General features: G+C 40.0%; 16 protein-coding genes. 4 read left to right on the top strand and 12 right to left on the bottom strand.

Annotated features, from left to right (window positions below):
• The first annotated feature begins 49 nt into the window (after positions 1-49).
• The gene (locus AWW68_RS16630) at positions 50-1729 is read left to right on the top strand and encodes an AMP-binding protein (RefSeq protein WP_068223529.1); all 1680 of its coding nucleotides are present in this window, start codon (positions 50-52) and stop codon (positions 1727-1729) included.
• Positions 1730-1785: 56 nt separating this feature from the next.
• Here AWW68_RS16630 and AWW68_RS16625 read toward each other — a convergent pair whose 3' ends face one another.
• From AWW68_RS16625 to AWW68_RS16610, 4 genes are all read right to left on the bottom strand, one after another.
• On the bottom strand, positions 1786-2262 hold the full coding sequence (locus tag AWW68_RS16625) for a VOC family protein (RefSeq protein ID WP_157717711.1): 477 nt from the start codon (positions 2260-2262) through the stop codon (positions 1786-1788).
• Positions 2263-2334: 72 nt separating this feature from the next.
• Complete coding sequence (locus AWW68_RS16620) at positions 2335-3156, bottom strand: AraC family transcriptional regulator (RefSeq protein ID WP_068223526.1); 822 nt, start codon at positions 3154-3156, stop codon at positions 2335-2337.
• A gap of 103 nt (positions 3157-3259) precedes the next feature.
• The gene (locus AWW68_RS16615; protein ID WP_221406010.1) at positions 3260-3628 is read right to left on the bottom strand and encodes an energy transducer TonB; all 369 of its coding nucleotides are present in this window, start codon (positions 3626-3628) and stop codon (positions 3260-3262) included.
• Positions 3629-3763: 135 nt separating this feature from the next.
• On the bottom strand, positions 3764-4288 hold the full coding sequence (locus AWW68_RS16610) for an energy transducer TonB (protein WP_068223522.1): 525 nt from the start codon (positions 4286-4288) through the stop codon (positions 3764-3766).
• A 231-nt stretch (positions 4289-4519) separates the two neighbouring features.
• Here AWW68_RS16610 and AWW68_RS16605 point away from each other — a divergent pair, with 231 nt between their 5' ends.
• Positions 4520-4909 (top strand): hypothetical protein, encoded by a 390-nt coding sequence (locus tag AWW68_RS16605; protein ID WP_157717689.1) that lies wholly within the window; start codon positions 4520-4522, stop codon positions 4907-4909.
• 44 nt (positions 4910-4953) lie between these two features.
• Here AWW68_RS16605 and AWW68_RS16600 read toward each other — a convergent pair whose 3' ends face one another.
• Complete coding sequence (locus AWW68_RS16600) at positions 4954-6168, bottom strand: DEAD/DEAH box helicase (protein WP_068223516.1); 1215 nt, start codon at positions 6166-6168, stop codon at positions 4954-4956.
• A 92-nt stretch (positions 6169-6260) separates the two neighbouring features.
• Here AWW68_RS16600 and AWW68_RS16595 point away from each other — a divergent pair, with 92 nt between their 5' ends.
• Positions 6261-6488 (top strand): heavy-metal-associated domain-containing protein, encoded by a 228-nt coding sequence (locus AWW68_RS16595; protein ID WP_068224233.1) that lies wholly within the window; start codon positions 6261-6263, stop codon positions 6486-6488.
• 26 nt (positions 6489-6514) lie between these two features.
• On the opposite strand, the gene AWW68_RS16590 is transcribed toward AWW68_RS16595, so the two are convergent.
• The 4 genes from AWW68_RS16590 to AWW68_RS16575 all read right to left on the bottom strand — a co-directional run bounded on the left by AWW68_RS16590 (position 6515) and on the right by AWW68_RS16575 (position 11805).
• Entirely contained in the window at positions 6515-7966 is a 1452-nt protein-coding gene (locus tag AWW68_RS16590; protein ID WP_068223513.1) for a TrkH family potassium uptake protein, read from the bottom strand.
• Positions 7967-7981: 15 nt separating this feature from the next.
• Positions 7982-9322: a Trk system potassium transporter TrkA gene (gene trkA / locus AWW68_RS16585; protein WP_068223509.1), complete on the bottom strand. Its 1341-nt coding sequence runs from the start codon at positions 9320-9322 to the stop codon at positions 7982-7984.
• A gap of 81 nt (positions 9323-9403) precedes the next feature.
• On the bottom strand, positions 9404-10231 hold the full coding sequence (locus tag AWW68_RS20400) for a mechanosensitive ion channel family protein (protein WP_394364989.1): 828 nt from the start codon (positions 10229-10231) through the stop codon (positions 9404-9406).
• 368 nt (positions 10232-10599) lie between these two features.
• Positions 10600-11805: an S-adenosylmethionine:tRNA ribosyltransferase-isomerase gene (locus AWW68_RS16575; RefSeq protein ID WP_068223500.1), complete on the bottom strand. Its 1206-nt coding sequence runs from the start codon at positions 11803-11805 to the stop codon at positions 10600-10602.
• Positions 11806-12080: 275 nt separating this feature from the next.
• Here AWW68_RS16575 and AWW68_RS16570 point away from each other — a divergent pair, with 275 nt between their 5' ends.
• Positions 12081-12449 carry a hypothetical protein gene (locus tag AWW68_RS16570; RefSeq protein ID WP_068223496.1) on the top strand — a complete coding sequence of 123 codons (369 nt, stop codon included), beginning with the start codon at positions 12081-12083 and terminating at the stop codon, positions 12447-12449.
• 60 nt (positions 12450-12509) lie between these two features.
• Here the strand turns inward: AWW68_RS16570 and AWW68_RS16565 are convergent, their stop codons facing one another.
• Genes AWW68_RS16565 through AWW68_RS16555 form a run of 3 tightly spaced genes read right to left on the bottom strand, consistent with a single transcriptional unit; the run spans position 12510 to position 14855 of the window.
• Positions 12510-13400, bottom strand: a complete 891-nt coding sequence (locus AWW68_RS16565) for a 5-oxoprolinase subunit C family protein (RefSeq protein WP_068223494.1) — start codon at positions 13398-13400, stop codon at positions 12510-12512.
• Entirely contained in the window at positions 13393-14100 is a 708-nt protein-coding gene (pxpB, locus tag AWW68_RS16560) for a 5-oxoprolinase subunit PxpB (protein WP_068223491.1), read from the bottom strand. Before pxpB ends, AWW68_RS16565 begins: the two co-directional genes overlap by 8 nt.
• Positions 14100-14855: a 5-oxoprolinase subunit PxpA gene (locus AWW68_RS16555; RefSeq protein ID WP_068223488.1), complete on the bottom strand. Its 756-nt coding sequence runs from the start codon at positions 14853-14855 to the stop codon at positions 14100-14102. Before AWW68_RS16555 ends, pxpB begins: the two co-directional genes overlap by 1 nt.
• Between the last annotated feature and the right edge of the window lie 115 nt (positions 14856-14970).

Raw genomic sequence — 14970 nt, 5'->3', positions numbered from 1 at the left:
TTGCCATTGCAATTCTTTTATATTTGGCTTTAGCCAATTTTAGAATAAGATGAGTGAACGCGTTTGGGTGAAAAGATATCCGGAAGGTATACCTGCGGAGATGTCTTCGGAAAGACCTGAAAACCTGGTTAAACTTTACCAAGAATCCTTTAAGAGTTTCGGCAGTAAAGAGGCATTTGAAAATATGGGTAAGTCCATTACTTACCATGAACTAGATCAGATGTCCGACTTTTTTGCTGCTTACTTGCAAAATAAGCTAGGTATGAAGAAGGGCGATAGAATCGCTATTCAAATGCCCAACTGTTTACAATATCCGATTGTATTGATAGGAGCGCTCAAAGCTGGCTGTATAGTAGTAAACACAAATCCATTATATACTCACCGAGAAATGGAGCATCAATACCATGATGCTGAAGTAAAGGCTGTAGTGATAGTGGCTAATTTTGCTCATAGTTTAGAAGAGGCCTTAAAAAAGGTTAAGGTAGAGCATGTAATTGTGACCGAACTAGGAGATATGCTTGGAGGTCTCAAGGGTACTTTGGTCAACTTTGTGGTGAAGTATGTAAAAAAGATGGTACCATCTTTCAATATTCCTCAAGCCATTAAATTTAAAACGGTATTGAAAGAAGGAGCCAGAATGAAGTACACTAAGGTGGATATTTCTGGTGAAGACACTGCATTTTTACAGTATACCGGAGGAACTACTGGGGTGTCTAAAGGAGCTATTTTATCTCACAATAATGTAGTGGCTCACACTTTTATCACTAAAGAATGGTTTAAGCCTTTTATGAACCCAAAAGAAGGCGATATCATGATTACTGCGATTCCACTATACCACATATTTGCCCTTAATGTGAATGGCACGCTCATGATGCACACAGGTGCAAAAAATGTGCTTATTACCAACCCAAGAGATATGCCGGGCTTTATTAAGGAGCTCAAAAAACATCCTTTTACACTTTTTACAGGGGTTAATACGCTTTTCAATGGCTTGCTCAATCAACCGAATATCAATGAGGTAGACTGGAGTCATCTAAAAGGGGCCATTGGTGGCGGAATGGCGGTTCAGGATTTTGTAGCTAAGAAATGGAAGGAAGTAACTCAATCTCCTTTAGTGGAGGGCTATGGTCTGAGTGAAACATCGCCTGTTGTTAGCTGTAATCCGCTTGATGGAACACATAAAATAGGAACAATAGGTTTGCCGGTGCCATCTACCGAATTGGCTATTTTCGATGAGTCGGGCAATAAGTTGCCTCAAGGCGAAGTCGGAGAAATTTGTGTGAAGGGTCCTCAGGTAATGAGTGGCTATTGGAATCAATCAAATGAAGGCGTTTTCTTTGATGGAGACTGGTTCCGAACTGGTGATATTGGCTTGATGGATGAAGAAGGGTTCTTTAAAATTGTTGATCGTAAGAAAGATATGATCAACGTATCTGGCTTCAATGTTTATCCAAACGAGGTTGAAAATGTGATTGTTGAGCACCCAAAAGTGCTCGAGGTTGCCGTTATTGGTATTCCTGACCCTCGTTCAACAGAATGTGTTAAAGCCTTTATTGTAAAGAAAGATAAGAGCTTAACAGAAGAAGAGATTGATGGATTCTGCCATGAAGAATTGACAGGTTATAAGAGACCAAAGCACTACGAATTCGTTGATGAATTACCGAAGTCTAATGTTGGTAAAATTATCAGAAGGGCACTGAGAGAAAGAGAAGAAACTAAAACTAATTGATCACAGATCAACCCCTCCGTAAAAAGGAGGGGAGTGATCAGGTTACCCAATAAATCTTACTTTTTAGAATGCAGGCCCATTCGGTTTCCCTCTGAATCTAGAAATAGAGCGAAGTATCCGTTCTCTTCATCAATTAGGGTTTTTGAGAGCAAGATTTCGCCCCCAAATTGTTCCACTTTTTTCAATATTGGCTCTAGGTCTTCACCTCCATTGAGGTGAACTAGAACTCCACTGGAAGCTGGTTCGTAGCCTTCGCCTTTCGTTAATACTACCGATGCTGACTGGCCATCGCTTGGGAAGATTCCCATTTCCGTTCCCTGCATATCTATGGATTGGATTTCAATATCTAAAATGGATTCGTAGAACTTTACTGCTCGGTTATTATTAGTTACAGGTATTTCTACAATTGAGACTAGATTGTTCATTGTTTCTGAATTTGCGGTTTTCGGATTAGAGATAGTGGTACTATTGATCAAGCAGAAAAGGCTGCTAATGGTTACTAAGAGGATAGATTCTCTCCAAAGGTTTTTCATAGCTTTATCGATGTAAATATGAGGCATAGTTACACTGAATAGAATATCCGCAATTGTAAAAATGCGACAGACTCAGTCTTTTGAGTACAATACTGAGGAAAGCATCATTTGATCATCAGAAAGATACTCTTTGGGGTTTACGCCAGTGAAATCTTTAAAGTCTTTAATAAAGTGTGCCTGATCGTAATACTCACTTTCATAAGCTATTTGGGTAAGTGTTTGGCCTTTCGGGTTTAGCATTAATTTGAGTGCTGCTTGCAGGCGTATAACCCTTCCCAATTGCTTTGGACTAATTCCGACAGATTTAGAGAAGCTTCGTTCTAGCTTTCTTCTTTTGCTGAGCTCTTCCTTCAAAATGGAGTGAATAGATGCTTTTCCCTGAGTATTATAAAGGGCGTCTGTGGTAGATTTGAGAATTTCATCCTGAATACTTGAAGAGGCCAGCAAGTCTAATAGAAACTTCTCCACAGCCGCTATTCTTTCTTGGATAGATGAAGCATTTTCAACTTCTTTTATAAGTATTGACACCACATCGGACTGAAATATTTGAGAAAGAGGGGTGTCTTTATCCGCTAAATCTTTAATGGGAGTTTGAATGAAGTTAGCAAAGCCATAGGGGTAAAACCGGACTGCAAATGAATTGACATAGCCCGTAGGCTGAACAAAGTATGGCGCTGTTATTTGCCCAATAATAAAGGCTTTTGGTTGAAGGGTAAACTCTGTTTCTGAAGTAAATCGCTTGATGTCGTCTCCTAGAATAAAACACATTTCAATACAGCCATCGGGAAGAATGCGCTGTTTTGGAGCTTGTGATCCATCAGGAACCTCTAGTGTCCAGTAACATTTTACTATGGATTCTAAATCGGGGTGAGGATCATAGGTCTGGTGGTTCATTTCAGCTTGTTTAAAAAATAGGTGGCTAGGTTCCTAATTCTTAAAGCTAATTAATGGATTTGAACATAGAACAACTAATAGAGTCTAATGGCAAGAATTAATTCTAGGCTTTACCTTTTAGTGTGAATACAATACGGATGTTGCTTGAAGAATTTACATCTTCTCCGTTTCGGGTTCCTGGGTTCCATTTACCCGAATTAAGTAGTACTCTAACAGCTTCCTCATCGCAACCATATCCGAGTCCTCTTATGACTCTCACATTTTTAATTTCTCCAGTGTGTTTAACATTGAATGAAAGGAAAACGGATCCTTGAATTCCTTCGCTGTATGCCTCGTGTGGATATTTTAAGTTGTTTTTAAGATGTTGATTCCAGCGTGTTGCTCCACCCGGGTAGCTAGGAGAGGCATTATAAACCAAGTCTAAATCTTCAGGTTCATAGAGTTTCTTTTCAGATTGGTCGTAGCTAACCAATTTGTAAGGTTTGTGCCAAGTGGATACCGTATTTCTACAACTCACTGTAAAAACAAAAGCAAGCCCGAAAATCAGACTTGCTTTAACCTTGAATGTTTTTTGACCTAAGAGGCTCAACGTGAAATCTTGATTTTTTTAGTTCGACTGATTGTCCAAGGTTTCTATAATAACTTCCGTTGTTTCATGGCTTAAAGTTGCCGGGCCTGAGCTTCCTTCAGGTAGTTTAAATACAATGCGTAGTTGCATTCTAGAATTTACAGCTCGTCCTCTTTGCTTACCTGGGTTCCATTTATCAGACTCTAAAAGTACTCTCAATGCTTCTTCATCGCACCCATGGCCAATTCCTCTCACTACTTGCATATCGCGTAGTTCACCAGTTTTGTCTACTACAAAGGAAAGGAAGACTGCTCCCTCAACTCCTTCAGCTTTCGCTTTTTCTGGGTACTTTAAGGTTTTGCTCAGATGTTTATACCACTCTGTCATTCCGCCTGGATAGGTAGGTTGCTCTTCCACACGGATAAAAACCTCATCTAAGGAGCTAACTTCAGAGACTTCTACAATTGCTTCAGATATCTCTTGGTTTGGCTCAATGAATAATTCTGACTTATCGCACGCATATAGGGCTATGCAAAGCAATAAGAGTAAAGGTAGTTTTTTCATAAGGGTTGATTTAACTATTGGTTTAATTTTAAAACTAATGTATTAGTTTGTTTCGTAAAATCAAAATGATGGAGCCACAAGCTAGAGGGCCTTTGTTGTAAGTGTGGTTTTCCAGTAAGCGACTTGTAGAATATCTTTATGATAGGCCATCCACGTACTATAATCACTCCTTTATTCTTTCATAGCTCTCACAACTTGTTAATTGTCAGTGGTGTCTAATGTGGTATGGGAATGGAATTGAAAATAGCTATAGGGAGAATACTGATTATACTCTTTTCAATTGGTGTTCTAGTGTTCTCTTGCGAAGAACAGAGGCCAGAGATTATTGGCTGCTGGACCAATGTTTATGAGGAAGGTCAAGACGTGTATAAGCCATGTAACATGCAAGCTTTTGCGCCCGGCCATTTCAGGCAGGTTTATGACTTTCGGTCAGATGGCACTGTCAATTATTTAGTCTTACACCCTGCAGACGCCCATTTTATGAGAGAAGCAAAGTGGGTTTATAAAAAGGGAGACAGTCAGGTCTATATCATTGATTCTACAACGGATCAATTGTTACTTAAACTCAGCATTTCTATACATAGTGACGATGCAATAAGCATAACAGAAATGTCTCAATGATTCCTTATTAGGCTTATAAATAAACCCAAGTTTTGATGAATTTTCTACTTCCTCTTACCTTTTCTGAACGGTTTTCTGCCACCTCTTGGATTGCTGCCCCGCGACTTGGGATTATACTCTGGCCCTGGGCCTAGATCTGCCGGAGGTTGAATTTTACGCACTTCTTGTTCCATCATCTGCTCAATGCGGGAGAACTTATACATGTCTTCTTCATTAATGAAGGTAACAGCTTCTCCTTCAGTGGCTGCTCTGGCAGTTCTACCAATTCTGTGGATATAATCTTCAGGGTCGTTTGGTGCATCATAGTTGATCACCATGTCAATATTGTCTACATCAATACCTCTAGAGATTACATCGGTTGCCACTAGTATTGGCAGCTTCTTGTTCTTAAACTCTCTTAGAATTTCTTCCCTAGTGTTTTGCTCAAGGTCACTGGAAATATCTTTGGCGTTCATTCCTTCTCTCTGAAGAGCCTTAGCTATTTCACGTACTTTGATTTTTCTAGAAGCAAAAATGATGAGGCTTGGAACATCATTATATCGAAGAAGGTGTTTGATAGTCTCAATTTTCTGATGGTCATGCGCTAAGACAGCTACTTGAGTAACTCGCTCCGCAGGCTTAGAAATTGAGATGTTTACTTCAATCGGATCTTTAAGAATCTCCTTGGCCAGATTTCTGATCTTAGGTGGCATTGTTGCTGAGAAGAGTAAATTCTGCCTTTCCTTGGGGAGGAAAGAAATGATCTTCTTAATGTCGTCCATAAAGCCCATGTCCAACATTCTATCGGCTTCATCTAAAACTAGATTCTTTAAGCTTTTTACATTTACATAGCCCAGGTTGAGGTGAGAGATAAGCTTACCTGGAGTTCCCACAATAATATGTGCTCCTTCAGAAAGTGCTTTCTTTTCTTGGGTGAATGTATCACCGCTTCCTCCACCATATATGGCTATTGAACTTACACCTGTAAAGTAGCTCAAGCCTTGAAGTTGCTGGTCTATCTGAATAGCCAGTTCTCGCGTAGGGCAGATGATGATTGAATTAACATGATCGTCTTCCACACCTTCTGCACATATTTTATGCATTAGCGGAAGTAGAAACGCTGCTGTTTTTCCTGTCCCTGTTTGGGCGCAGCCTATAATGTCTTTTCCTTCAATAATTGAAGGAATTGCTTGCTCCTGAATTGGAGTTGGGTTTTCGAAACCGATGGCCTCTAGGCCGGCTAAAACATCAGGATGTAATTGAAGTTCTGAAAAGGTCAAAGCTGTGAACTATATTCGTGAAAGTCTTGTATAGCTTATTGTTAAGCGAAATATACGAAGCTCTAATAGCTAATCAATATAAGAATACAAAAATGAAAAAGGCTGTTTTTAAAACCAATATTAATTGTGGGGGCTGCGTAGCTACGGTAACACCCTTTTTAGAAAAGGCAAATACAGTAAAAAACTGGGAAGTTGATACTGATTCGAAAGAAAAGAAACTCACTGTTGCTGGCGAAAATCTTGACAAATCTGAAGTTATTAGCCTTGTGAAGGAAGCCGGATTCGAAATTAAAGAGAAGAAGAGCCTATTTGGTTTTTAACCATCTACCATTTAAGGTAGACGGATTTACCTTTTCTTCCAGAAATAAGGGGAGAGTAACATCAGAACCGTAAAGAGTTCCAGTCGGCCTAAAAGCATTAAGAAGCCCAATAACCACTTGCCGCCCATAGGCATTGCTGAGAAGTTATCTACTGGCCCAACATCGCCAATACCTGGTCCAACATTTCCTAATGAAGTAGCTACAGCACCAAAAGCGGTATCGAAGTCAACATTCATTGATGAGAGCAGGGTAACACCTACAAGAAATACCAAGATATAGATCATAATAAAGGCGAGAACATTGTATACGATGTTTTGCTCCATGGCCTTTCCGCTGATTCTTACCGGAATTACCGCAGACGGATGTAGCTGCCTTTTAAGTTCTAAGAAAGAGTTTTTGAATAATACCACATGGCGAATAACCTTTACACCTCCTGCGGTAGACCCGGCAGAGCCTCCAACAAATAACAGAATAAAGAAGAGTACAGAAAGGAATGGAGCCCAGCTGGTATAGTCAGCTGAAACAAATCCGGTTGTGGTGATTATGGAGACTACTTGGAACAACGCATCTCTGAACGAAGCCTCAAAACTACTCTCCGTTACCACCAATAGTGTAATAGTAACAATGAGGGTAATTACTAGAGTGAAAAGTGTGTATACCACGAATTCTTCGTTTCGAATTACCTTGGTAAAATTCCTCTTTAGGGCGAAATAGGTTAGGGTAAAGCTAGTTCCGGCAAGGAACATAAAGACAATTACAATGTATTGAATAGCAGGTGATTGACCTGCTAAGCTGGCGTTCATGGTTGAGAACCCACCAGTAGCCATAGTAGTTAAACTATGGTTCATGGCATCGTAAGGCGTCATTCCAGCAAAATAGAGCAGTATGGCTTCCGTAACCGTAAGGCCAAAGTAGATGAACCAGAGTCTTTTGGCTGTTTCTTGGATTCTAGGCTGCAGCTTATCAGGAGTAATTCCTGGTGCTTCTGCCACAAATAACTGCATGCCACCAATTCCTAAGAATGGTAGAATAGCCAGAGCAAGCACTATGATACCCATTCCTCCAATCCATTGGGTAAGGCTGCGCCAAAAGAGTATGCCTTTAGAAACGGCTTCTATATCTGTTAATATAGAGGCACCTGTAGTGGTATAACCCGATACAGTTTCGAAAAAGGCATTAGTAAAAGATGGAATGGCTCCGCTAATAAGATAGGGGAGTGCTCCAAAGAATGACATGAAGATCCAGCCAGCGGTAACAATCAGGTAACCGTCTTTCTTTTTTAGGTCTTTGTTCTTGTTGTTTCTGGTGAGGAATCTGAGCAGAAAGCCAACAGATACCGTTATTCCACTAGAAATAGCAATAGAGAGCCACTCGGTTTCCCAGAAGTACAGAGAAACAGGTAGGCAGAGTAGCATAAAACCTCCGTTGATCAGAAGTAGAATGCCGAGTATGTTACCGATTACCTTGTAGTTAAACATTCAGGCTGCAAGTTACTAGGTAAAGTAAGATTCTACCTTTTTAATACATTCTGGTTTAGACAAAACTACCACTCTATCTTTTGCCTGAAACCTGAAGTTGCCCGGAGTTGTGAGCCCTTTGCCATCTCTAATTACCCCACCAATAATAGCCGATTTAGGGAATTGAAGGTTGCGCAACTGATGCTGAGTAATTTTTGAGTTTTCTTGTACTTCAAATTCAAGTATTTCTGCGTTTACACCGTGAATACTCGTTATGGAGACAATTTCTCCCTGTCTAACATGGCGGAATATAAAGTTTGCCGCAATGAGTTTCTTATTAATCATGGTATCTACACCAATACTTTGCGAAAGGTGAATGTAGTCCATGTTTTCTACCATTGCGATGGTTTTCTTTACTCCAAGCTTTTTGGCAACCAAGCATGAGATAATATTGGTTTCAGAGTCACCAGTAACGGCAATAAAAGCATCCATTTCATTGATGCTTTCCTCTTCCAATAACTCCACGTTTCTTCCATCGCCATTAATTACCATGGCATCTGGTAGTTCATCGGCCAACTCAAAACACTTTTGAGAGTCCTTCTCAATGAGCTTTACATTGTATTTATTACTCAGGATTTTGGCAGCGTGGAAACCAACCCTAGAACCACCTAAAATCATTAGGCTTTTAACACCTTCTTTCTTTTTGCCAGACAGAAAGAGGAGTTTTTCTACACTCTCTGGTTGAGCAACAAAGTAAACATGGTCTCCTTCTTGAAAAGTAGTATCTCCATAAGGAATAATGGTTTCATCTTCGCGAAGAATGGCCACAGTCATAAAGGACTGATCGGGATTAATTTTGGCCACCTCAATCATGGATTTACCAATCAGAGGGCTTTTTGCTTCGATATTCACTCCAATCAGTTGGAGTAGTCCTTTCTCAAAGTCGAAGCTATCGGTAATGGCTACCTCTTTCAGTAACCTTTTAATTTCTCTTGCTGCTAAAGATTCAGGAGAGATGATATCATCAATACCCAAATGCTTGAGGTTCAGCTTATCTTTTTTGTATAAGAACTCTGTATTGGAAATTCTGGCTATGGTACGTTTTGCACCTAAGTGTTTGGCAATTATAGCCGTGGTAATGTTCACTTCCTCAGAAGAGGTAACGGCAATTAATAGGTCTGCTTCGCTCACACCCGCTTCCTCTAGCACGGTATAGGAGGTTGCTGTACCTTTAATTGTGGCTGCATCTACCTGATTTGCAGCCATTTTTAGCTTGTCTGCCGCCTGGTCAATTAATACAATATCTTGACCTTCTTGGCACAACAATTTCGCCAAATGAAACCCCACATTTCCAACACCCGCAATGATTACTCTCATCTTTTCACTCTTTGGAGGCCGCCAATTTAAACAAATTCATGAATGAGCGATACACCAATACGTTGTTTGCACAGAAAACGATTACTTCGCTCTACTTTCGGCAGGCCACCCTGAACGTAGGTGCAAATCTCGTTGAGGGAAAGGAATTTCAACTCCGTGTTCTTTAAATCTCTCGAAAATCTCATAATACAGCTGGCTTTTCAAAACAGTTGGCTTGTTAATGTAGGTACTCGTCCAAATCATTAGGTCGAAGTTGAGAGAGCTATCGGCATATTCTACAAAAAGAACATCTGGAGCAGGCCTCTTAAGTACATCTGAATTTTTTTCTGCTACGCTCAATAATATCTTTTTGATTTTTGCTGGGTCTTCATTGTAGCTAACGCCTACAGGAACATGAAAACGAATGCTTCTATCATTATGGCTCCAATTAATTACCCTTTGATTGATAAACTCAGAATTAGGAACAATAATTGAAATATTGTCATTAGTGTTTACCGTTGTAGCTCTGGCCGAAACTTTAATAACGTCTCCCTGCACACTACCAACTTCAATTCTATCGCCCACTTTTATGGGTCTTTCAAAGAGTATAATTAATCCCGAAATGAAATTGTTTGCAATATTCTGCAAACCAAAACCAATACCTACACCTAGTGCCCCTGCTAACACATTGAGCGAACCTAGATTTATACCCACATTTTGGATAATAATAAAGGCACCTATAATGATGACCACATATTGAATAATTGTACCAATTGACTGGCTTACCCCAATATCTGTAGAGTACTTAGAGAGTACCTGTTTTACAAATATGCTCTTCAGTTTGCTGGTAAAATATACAAGTAAGGTGAACAAGAAGGCAAAACGAATAAGATCGAAGAGCTTTACTTGGTTTTCATCTTTTCCGAAAATGGTTTTGTTCCAGTTAGAGTTACTGTCTACACCAATACTTGCCAATAGTATGGCAACTCCAATAATAAGAATGGTATACTTAGTGGTATTACCAATTGAGAGAATGGTTTTTCTATCTTCTACTCTGTGAGTAAGTATTCTATTAATAAGAACAGAACGGCATAGGTTGCCTAGCAAATTCAAGAGAATAAGGTAGACAATAGGTACAATAATGTGCGTTGCAGTGATTTCTTCTCCTAAGAGAGAAAACTTGTCGCTGAGTACAGGTACGTTCTCGTTGATGTAGTTGATCAGCTTCTCCAATACAGCTATTGGAGGATCAGCTGAAGTATCTTGAATCATGCTTTAATATAAACACTTTTAAATTTTCACGGCAGTAAAATTGAAGAGTCGCCATAGCTTAAAAAGCGATAGTCATTTGAAAGTGCATGTTTATACACCTTTTTCCAGTTTTCTCCTATGAAGGCCCAAACCAAAAGCATAAGAGTGCTGCCAGGCTGGTGAAAGTTGGTGATCAGGCCGTTGCAAACTCTGAACTGATAGCCAGGCATAATGAATATTTCAGTTTTACCTGTTAAAATGGAAGTATTGTTCTCATCCATCCAGTTTAACATGAATGCAAAGACTTCTTTTCTTGAAGGAAGGTTTTCCTCTGTTTCATACGGCTCTAATTTCTGAATAGAAAAATCTTCGTTTCCATTCATTAGTCTTACGCCAAACCAGTACAAACTTTCTAGAGTACGCATAGATGTAGTACCAACTGCCACTACACGCTCGGTTTTGGAGAGGAGCTCTACAGTACTTCTATTTACCTCTACCTGCTCTGAATGCATATTGTGCTCTCTGGCATCACTGGCCTTTATTGGCTGGAAGGTGCCCGCACTAACATGTAACGTAAGGTAGTTAAGGTTTACTCCTTTTTGCTCGAGATCAGACAAAACTTGATCGGTGAAATGAAGCCCTGCTGTTGGAGCCGCTACAGCTCCTTCTTGCTTAGAATATACTGTCTGGTAACGTTCCTTATCTTCGGGCTCATCTGTTCTATTCAGGTAGGGCGGTAGCGGTACTTTACCACTTAATTCTACTATTTCGGCAAAGGAAAGAGATTTATCTGACCAGCTGAACTCTATTTGTTTTTGCTCTCGGTCAACGATTTTTGCGCGTATTTCAACGCTGGAACCATTGTTTTCAAACTTTCGAGCGAGTATAGTATCGTCTTTCCATTTCTTGAAGTTACCTACCATACACTCCCAAACCACAGCACCTGTTTCTTCCATCATCAAACTAATGATGTGCGTAGGGCTTACTGGGTTAAGTAAGAAAATTTCTATTTGGGCTCCAGTTTCTTTCTGGAAGAAGAGTCTGGCAGGAATAACCTTGGTGTTGTTGAAAAAGAGAGAGGTGTTGGCATCTAAGATTTCGGGCAGGTTTTTGAATTCTGTATCAGAGATATTGCCACCACTGTAAGTTAAGAGCTTCGATTGATCTCTTTGAGCCAATGGATACTTCGCGATTTTTTCATCAGGTAGCGAATAGTTTATCGCCTTTAAATCTGGAGCAGGAGGGATAGCCATATTTGGGCGCAAGTTAATTTATCAAAAATTAATGCGCCTTATGTAACCTTTAAAAAGCCTTAAAATCCTTGGATTGGACACTTTTGCGCACACTGTTGACCGAAAACGTACACAAATGAACAGCTTAATAATCCTGTATGATTGTAATTCATTGACTTTCAGTTGATAATAAATTTTGGCATACGGATTGGATAATTGTTGGCAGGTCAAAAACAAGGTCAAAACAATAGGTCAAATTTTTCCGCTTTCGGGCGGAGCTCAAAATATCAAACAACATGAAAAAGTTAAAAAATAGAATCTCAGCCGTAATGGCACTTATGCTTGCCGGAACCATTCTTGCCTCTGCAAGCACTCCAATTCCTAACAATCCTGTAAACGAAAAAGCCAACGATAAGAAAGTAGAAGAAGCGTTGGTTTATGATGAGGCTTATCTGGAAGAAATTGATGCTTATGTGGAGCAATATCTGGCGGAAAACATAGTGCAATTCCAAGAAGTAGACTTCGTTAAAGTTTATGATAGTAACCAAGAGTTACTAGTAGAAGGAGAGAAGAGCAGTCTTGGAGAAGATCAATTAAGACTTTTGAGACAAGCAGACTTGCTGTCAGAACTGAATGGCACTGCTTACTATCAGATAAATAATTAATTAGTAGTTTTAGTTTAAGGTTGATTAAGGCGATTTCATACGGAGATCGCCTTGTCTGTTTTATAGGTCTGCCAAGCCAACAAGCATAAACCTTACTTCATCTCCAGCCTTCATTTGAGCCACAATAGAAAGGTCTTCGGTCACTACATTGGCAATTCTGGGATAACCTCCTGTAGTTTGTGCATCTGCGGCTAAAATAATAGGTTCGCCAGCGCTAGTTACTTGAACTGTACCTTCCACTATTCCAGACGAAATTTCTTCTCTTAAAGGTTTATAATCCTTTATCGCTCCTTTTAGTCTGTATCCCATTCGGTTGGAATCGGCACTTACCTCAAATACTTTATCAAAGAAAGATTGAATCTGATCTATGCTGAACTGTTCAAACTCTGGCCCAGTAACCACTCTTAAAATATAGCTGGAGGTATATATGGGTCTAGCCGTTTTAGGGTAAGTTCTCTGTTCTATAAAATTAGAGGTACGTATCTCAATAGACTGATTTGATTGAAGCTGTTCTGGTATTCCGTCTACTTTTAAAAGATTAGATATGGTACTAAAGCTACTGAGCCACTCTGTTCCGCTCCATTCGCCCCGAGCTGCTAGGTATGTTCTGCATCCCGATTCCACTCTATGAAAACTCAGCCTGTCTCTTGACTTGATATCAATGGTCTGATACATTGGCATGGGCTTGTCATTGAGTTTAGCATTCATGTCAGCTCCTGTTATAGCAATTTGCCCAACACCCTCAAATTCCAGTTCTGCACCACAAAGGGTCATTTCTATGGTGGGTGTAGCATGCGGATTATCTAGCAATTCATTAGCTATTTTATGTGCTTCTTTGTCCATGGCACCGCTAAATGGAATGCCAGCATCTTGGTGGCCAACTCTGCCTAGGTCTTGAAGAGAACTGAATAAACCAGGTTTCAATATTTTTATTTTGAATAGGTTATCCATGTTTTGCCTCGGTATGGTATATACCAGTTTCTTCTTTTAATAGAATCAGTTTAAACTCATCTTCTGAAATTGCTCTGAATTTCACCTTGTCTCCTGCAAAGAGGAGATTAGGCTCTTCTCTTGTTGTATCGAACATTTGCACTGGGGTTTGCCCAATTATTTGCCAACCACCAGGGGCATTTACCGGGTATATTCCGGTTTGATGCCCTGCTAAACCAACAGAACCTTGCGGAACAGATTTTCTTGGCGTTTTCTTACGTGGACAGGCTAGTTGATCGGGTAGGGTGCCCAAATATGCGAATCCGGCAACAAAGCCAAGCATATAAACCCTAAACTCTTGGGCCTTATGAAGAGCTATGATTTCTTTCGGGTCGAGCCCTGTGATTTCAGAAACCTCATGCATGTCTGGTGCAAAATCACCTTCATAGCAAACAGGAATTGTAAATTCTCTAACATAAACCGATTGATTGGTAGGGGGCTGTGAAGCCAATTCTTTAATTAATTCAGTGGCTTCGTTTATAGTGAATCGACTTCGGTCTATACCTACTGTTAAGCTGCAGTAGGCAGGAGTGAGGAAGGTAAACTTAGCACTAGCCTTTAAAGTATGGTAAAGGTTAATCACTTGCTGATTGATTTCAGGGTCAATCTTTTTCTCAAATGAAACGAGTAAGGCTTTATCTCCAAAAGGTTGAATGTGCATTAAAAGTGTCTTTTACTGATGCCTGCTACGCTTAGTTTTTCTGTTATTTTCTCTAGTATAGCTATTGCCGAAGGGTTGTCCCCGTGAATGCAAAAGCTCTGGGCTTCAATGGTTATTTCTTTCCCCTCGGCACTCAATGCTTTCTGGTTCTGGGCAATAGAAACAACCTGATCTGCTGCTATTTCGGCATTGTTATGAACAGCACCTTCTAGATTTCTAGCCCTTAATTTTCCATTTGCCTCATACTGTCTATCAGCAAAAGCCTCGGCCACAAACTTCATGTTTTCATATTCTGCCACTTGTTTAACCAAGCTTCCTGCTAGCCCCATCACTTTTAAATTAACATCAATTTGTTTTATAGCACTAACAACTGTTTGAGCCACCATTTCGTTTTGAGCCATTTCATTATATAAGGCACCATGAGGTTTTACATAAGCCAAGTTAAGCCCTTTGCTTTCCACTAAACCTTTCAGCGCAGCAACTTGATACTTTATAGATGAGGAGAGTTCGTTCGAGGTCATGGGGATCACTCTTCGACCAAAACCTTGTAAGTCTGGGTAGCCAGGGTGAGCACCAATTTGCACCTTATGTTGAATAGCCAAGTCTATGGTACGTTCAATGTGATAGGGATCTCCTGCATGCATTCCACAGGCAATGTTACAAGAGGTGATATGTGGGAATATAGCTTCGTCATTTCCGACAATGAAGTTGCCATAGCTTTCGCCCATATCGCAATTGATATCCACAAAACTCATTGGGTTAAGTTAAGAAAAGAAAAGTTAGCCCAGCGAACTGAAGCTAACTTTGTCCTTAACCATAAATGAAAAGAGCCATTCCCGAAAACGAGAAGGGCTCAATTGCAATTAGTTG

It is taken from the genome of Roseivirga spongicola (assembly GCF_001592965.1).
Taxonomy (GTDB): Bacteria; Bacteroidota; Bacteroidia; order Cytophagales; family Cyclobacteriaceae; genus Roseivirga; species Roseivirga spongicola.
Note: the sequence above shows the minus strand (reverse complement) of the source record. Positions and strands in the feature narration are given on the sequence as shown.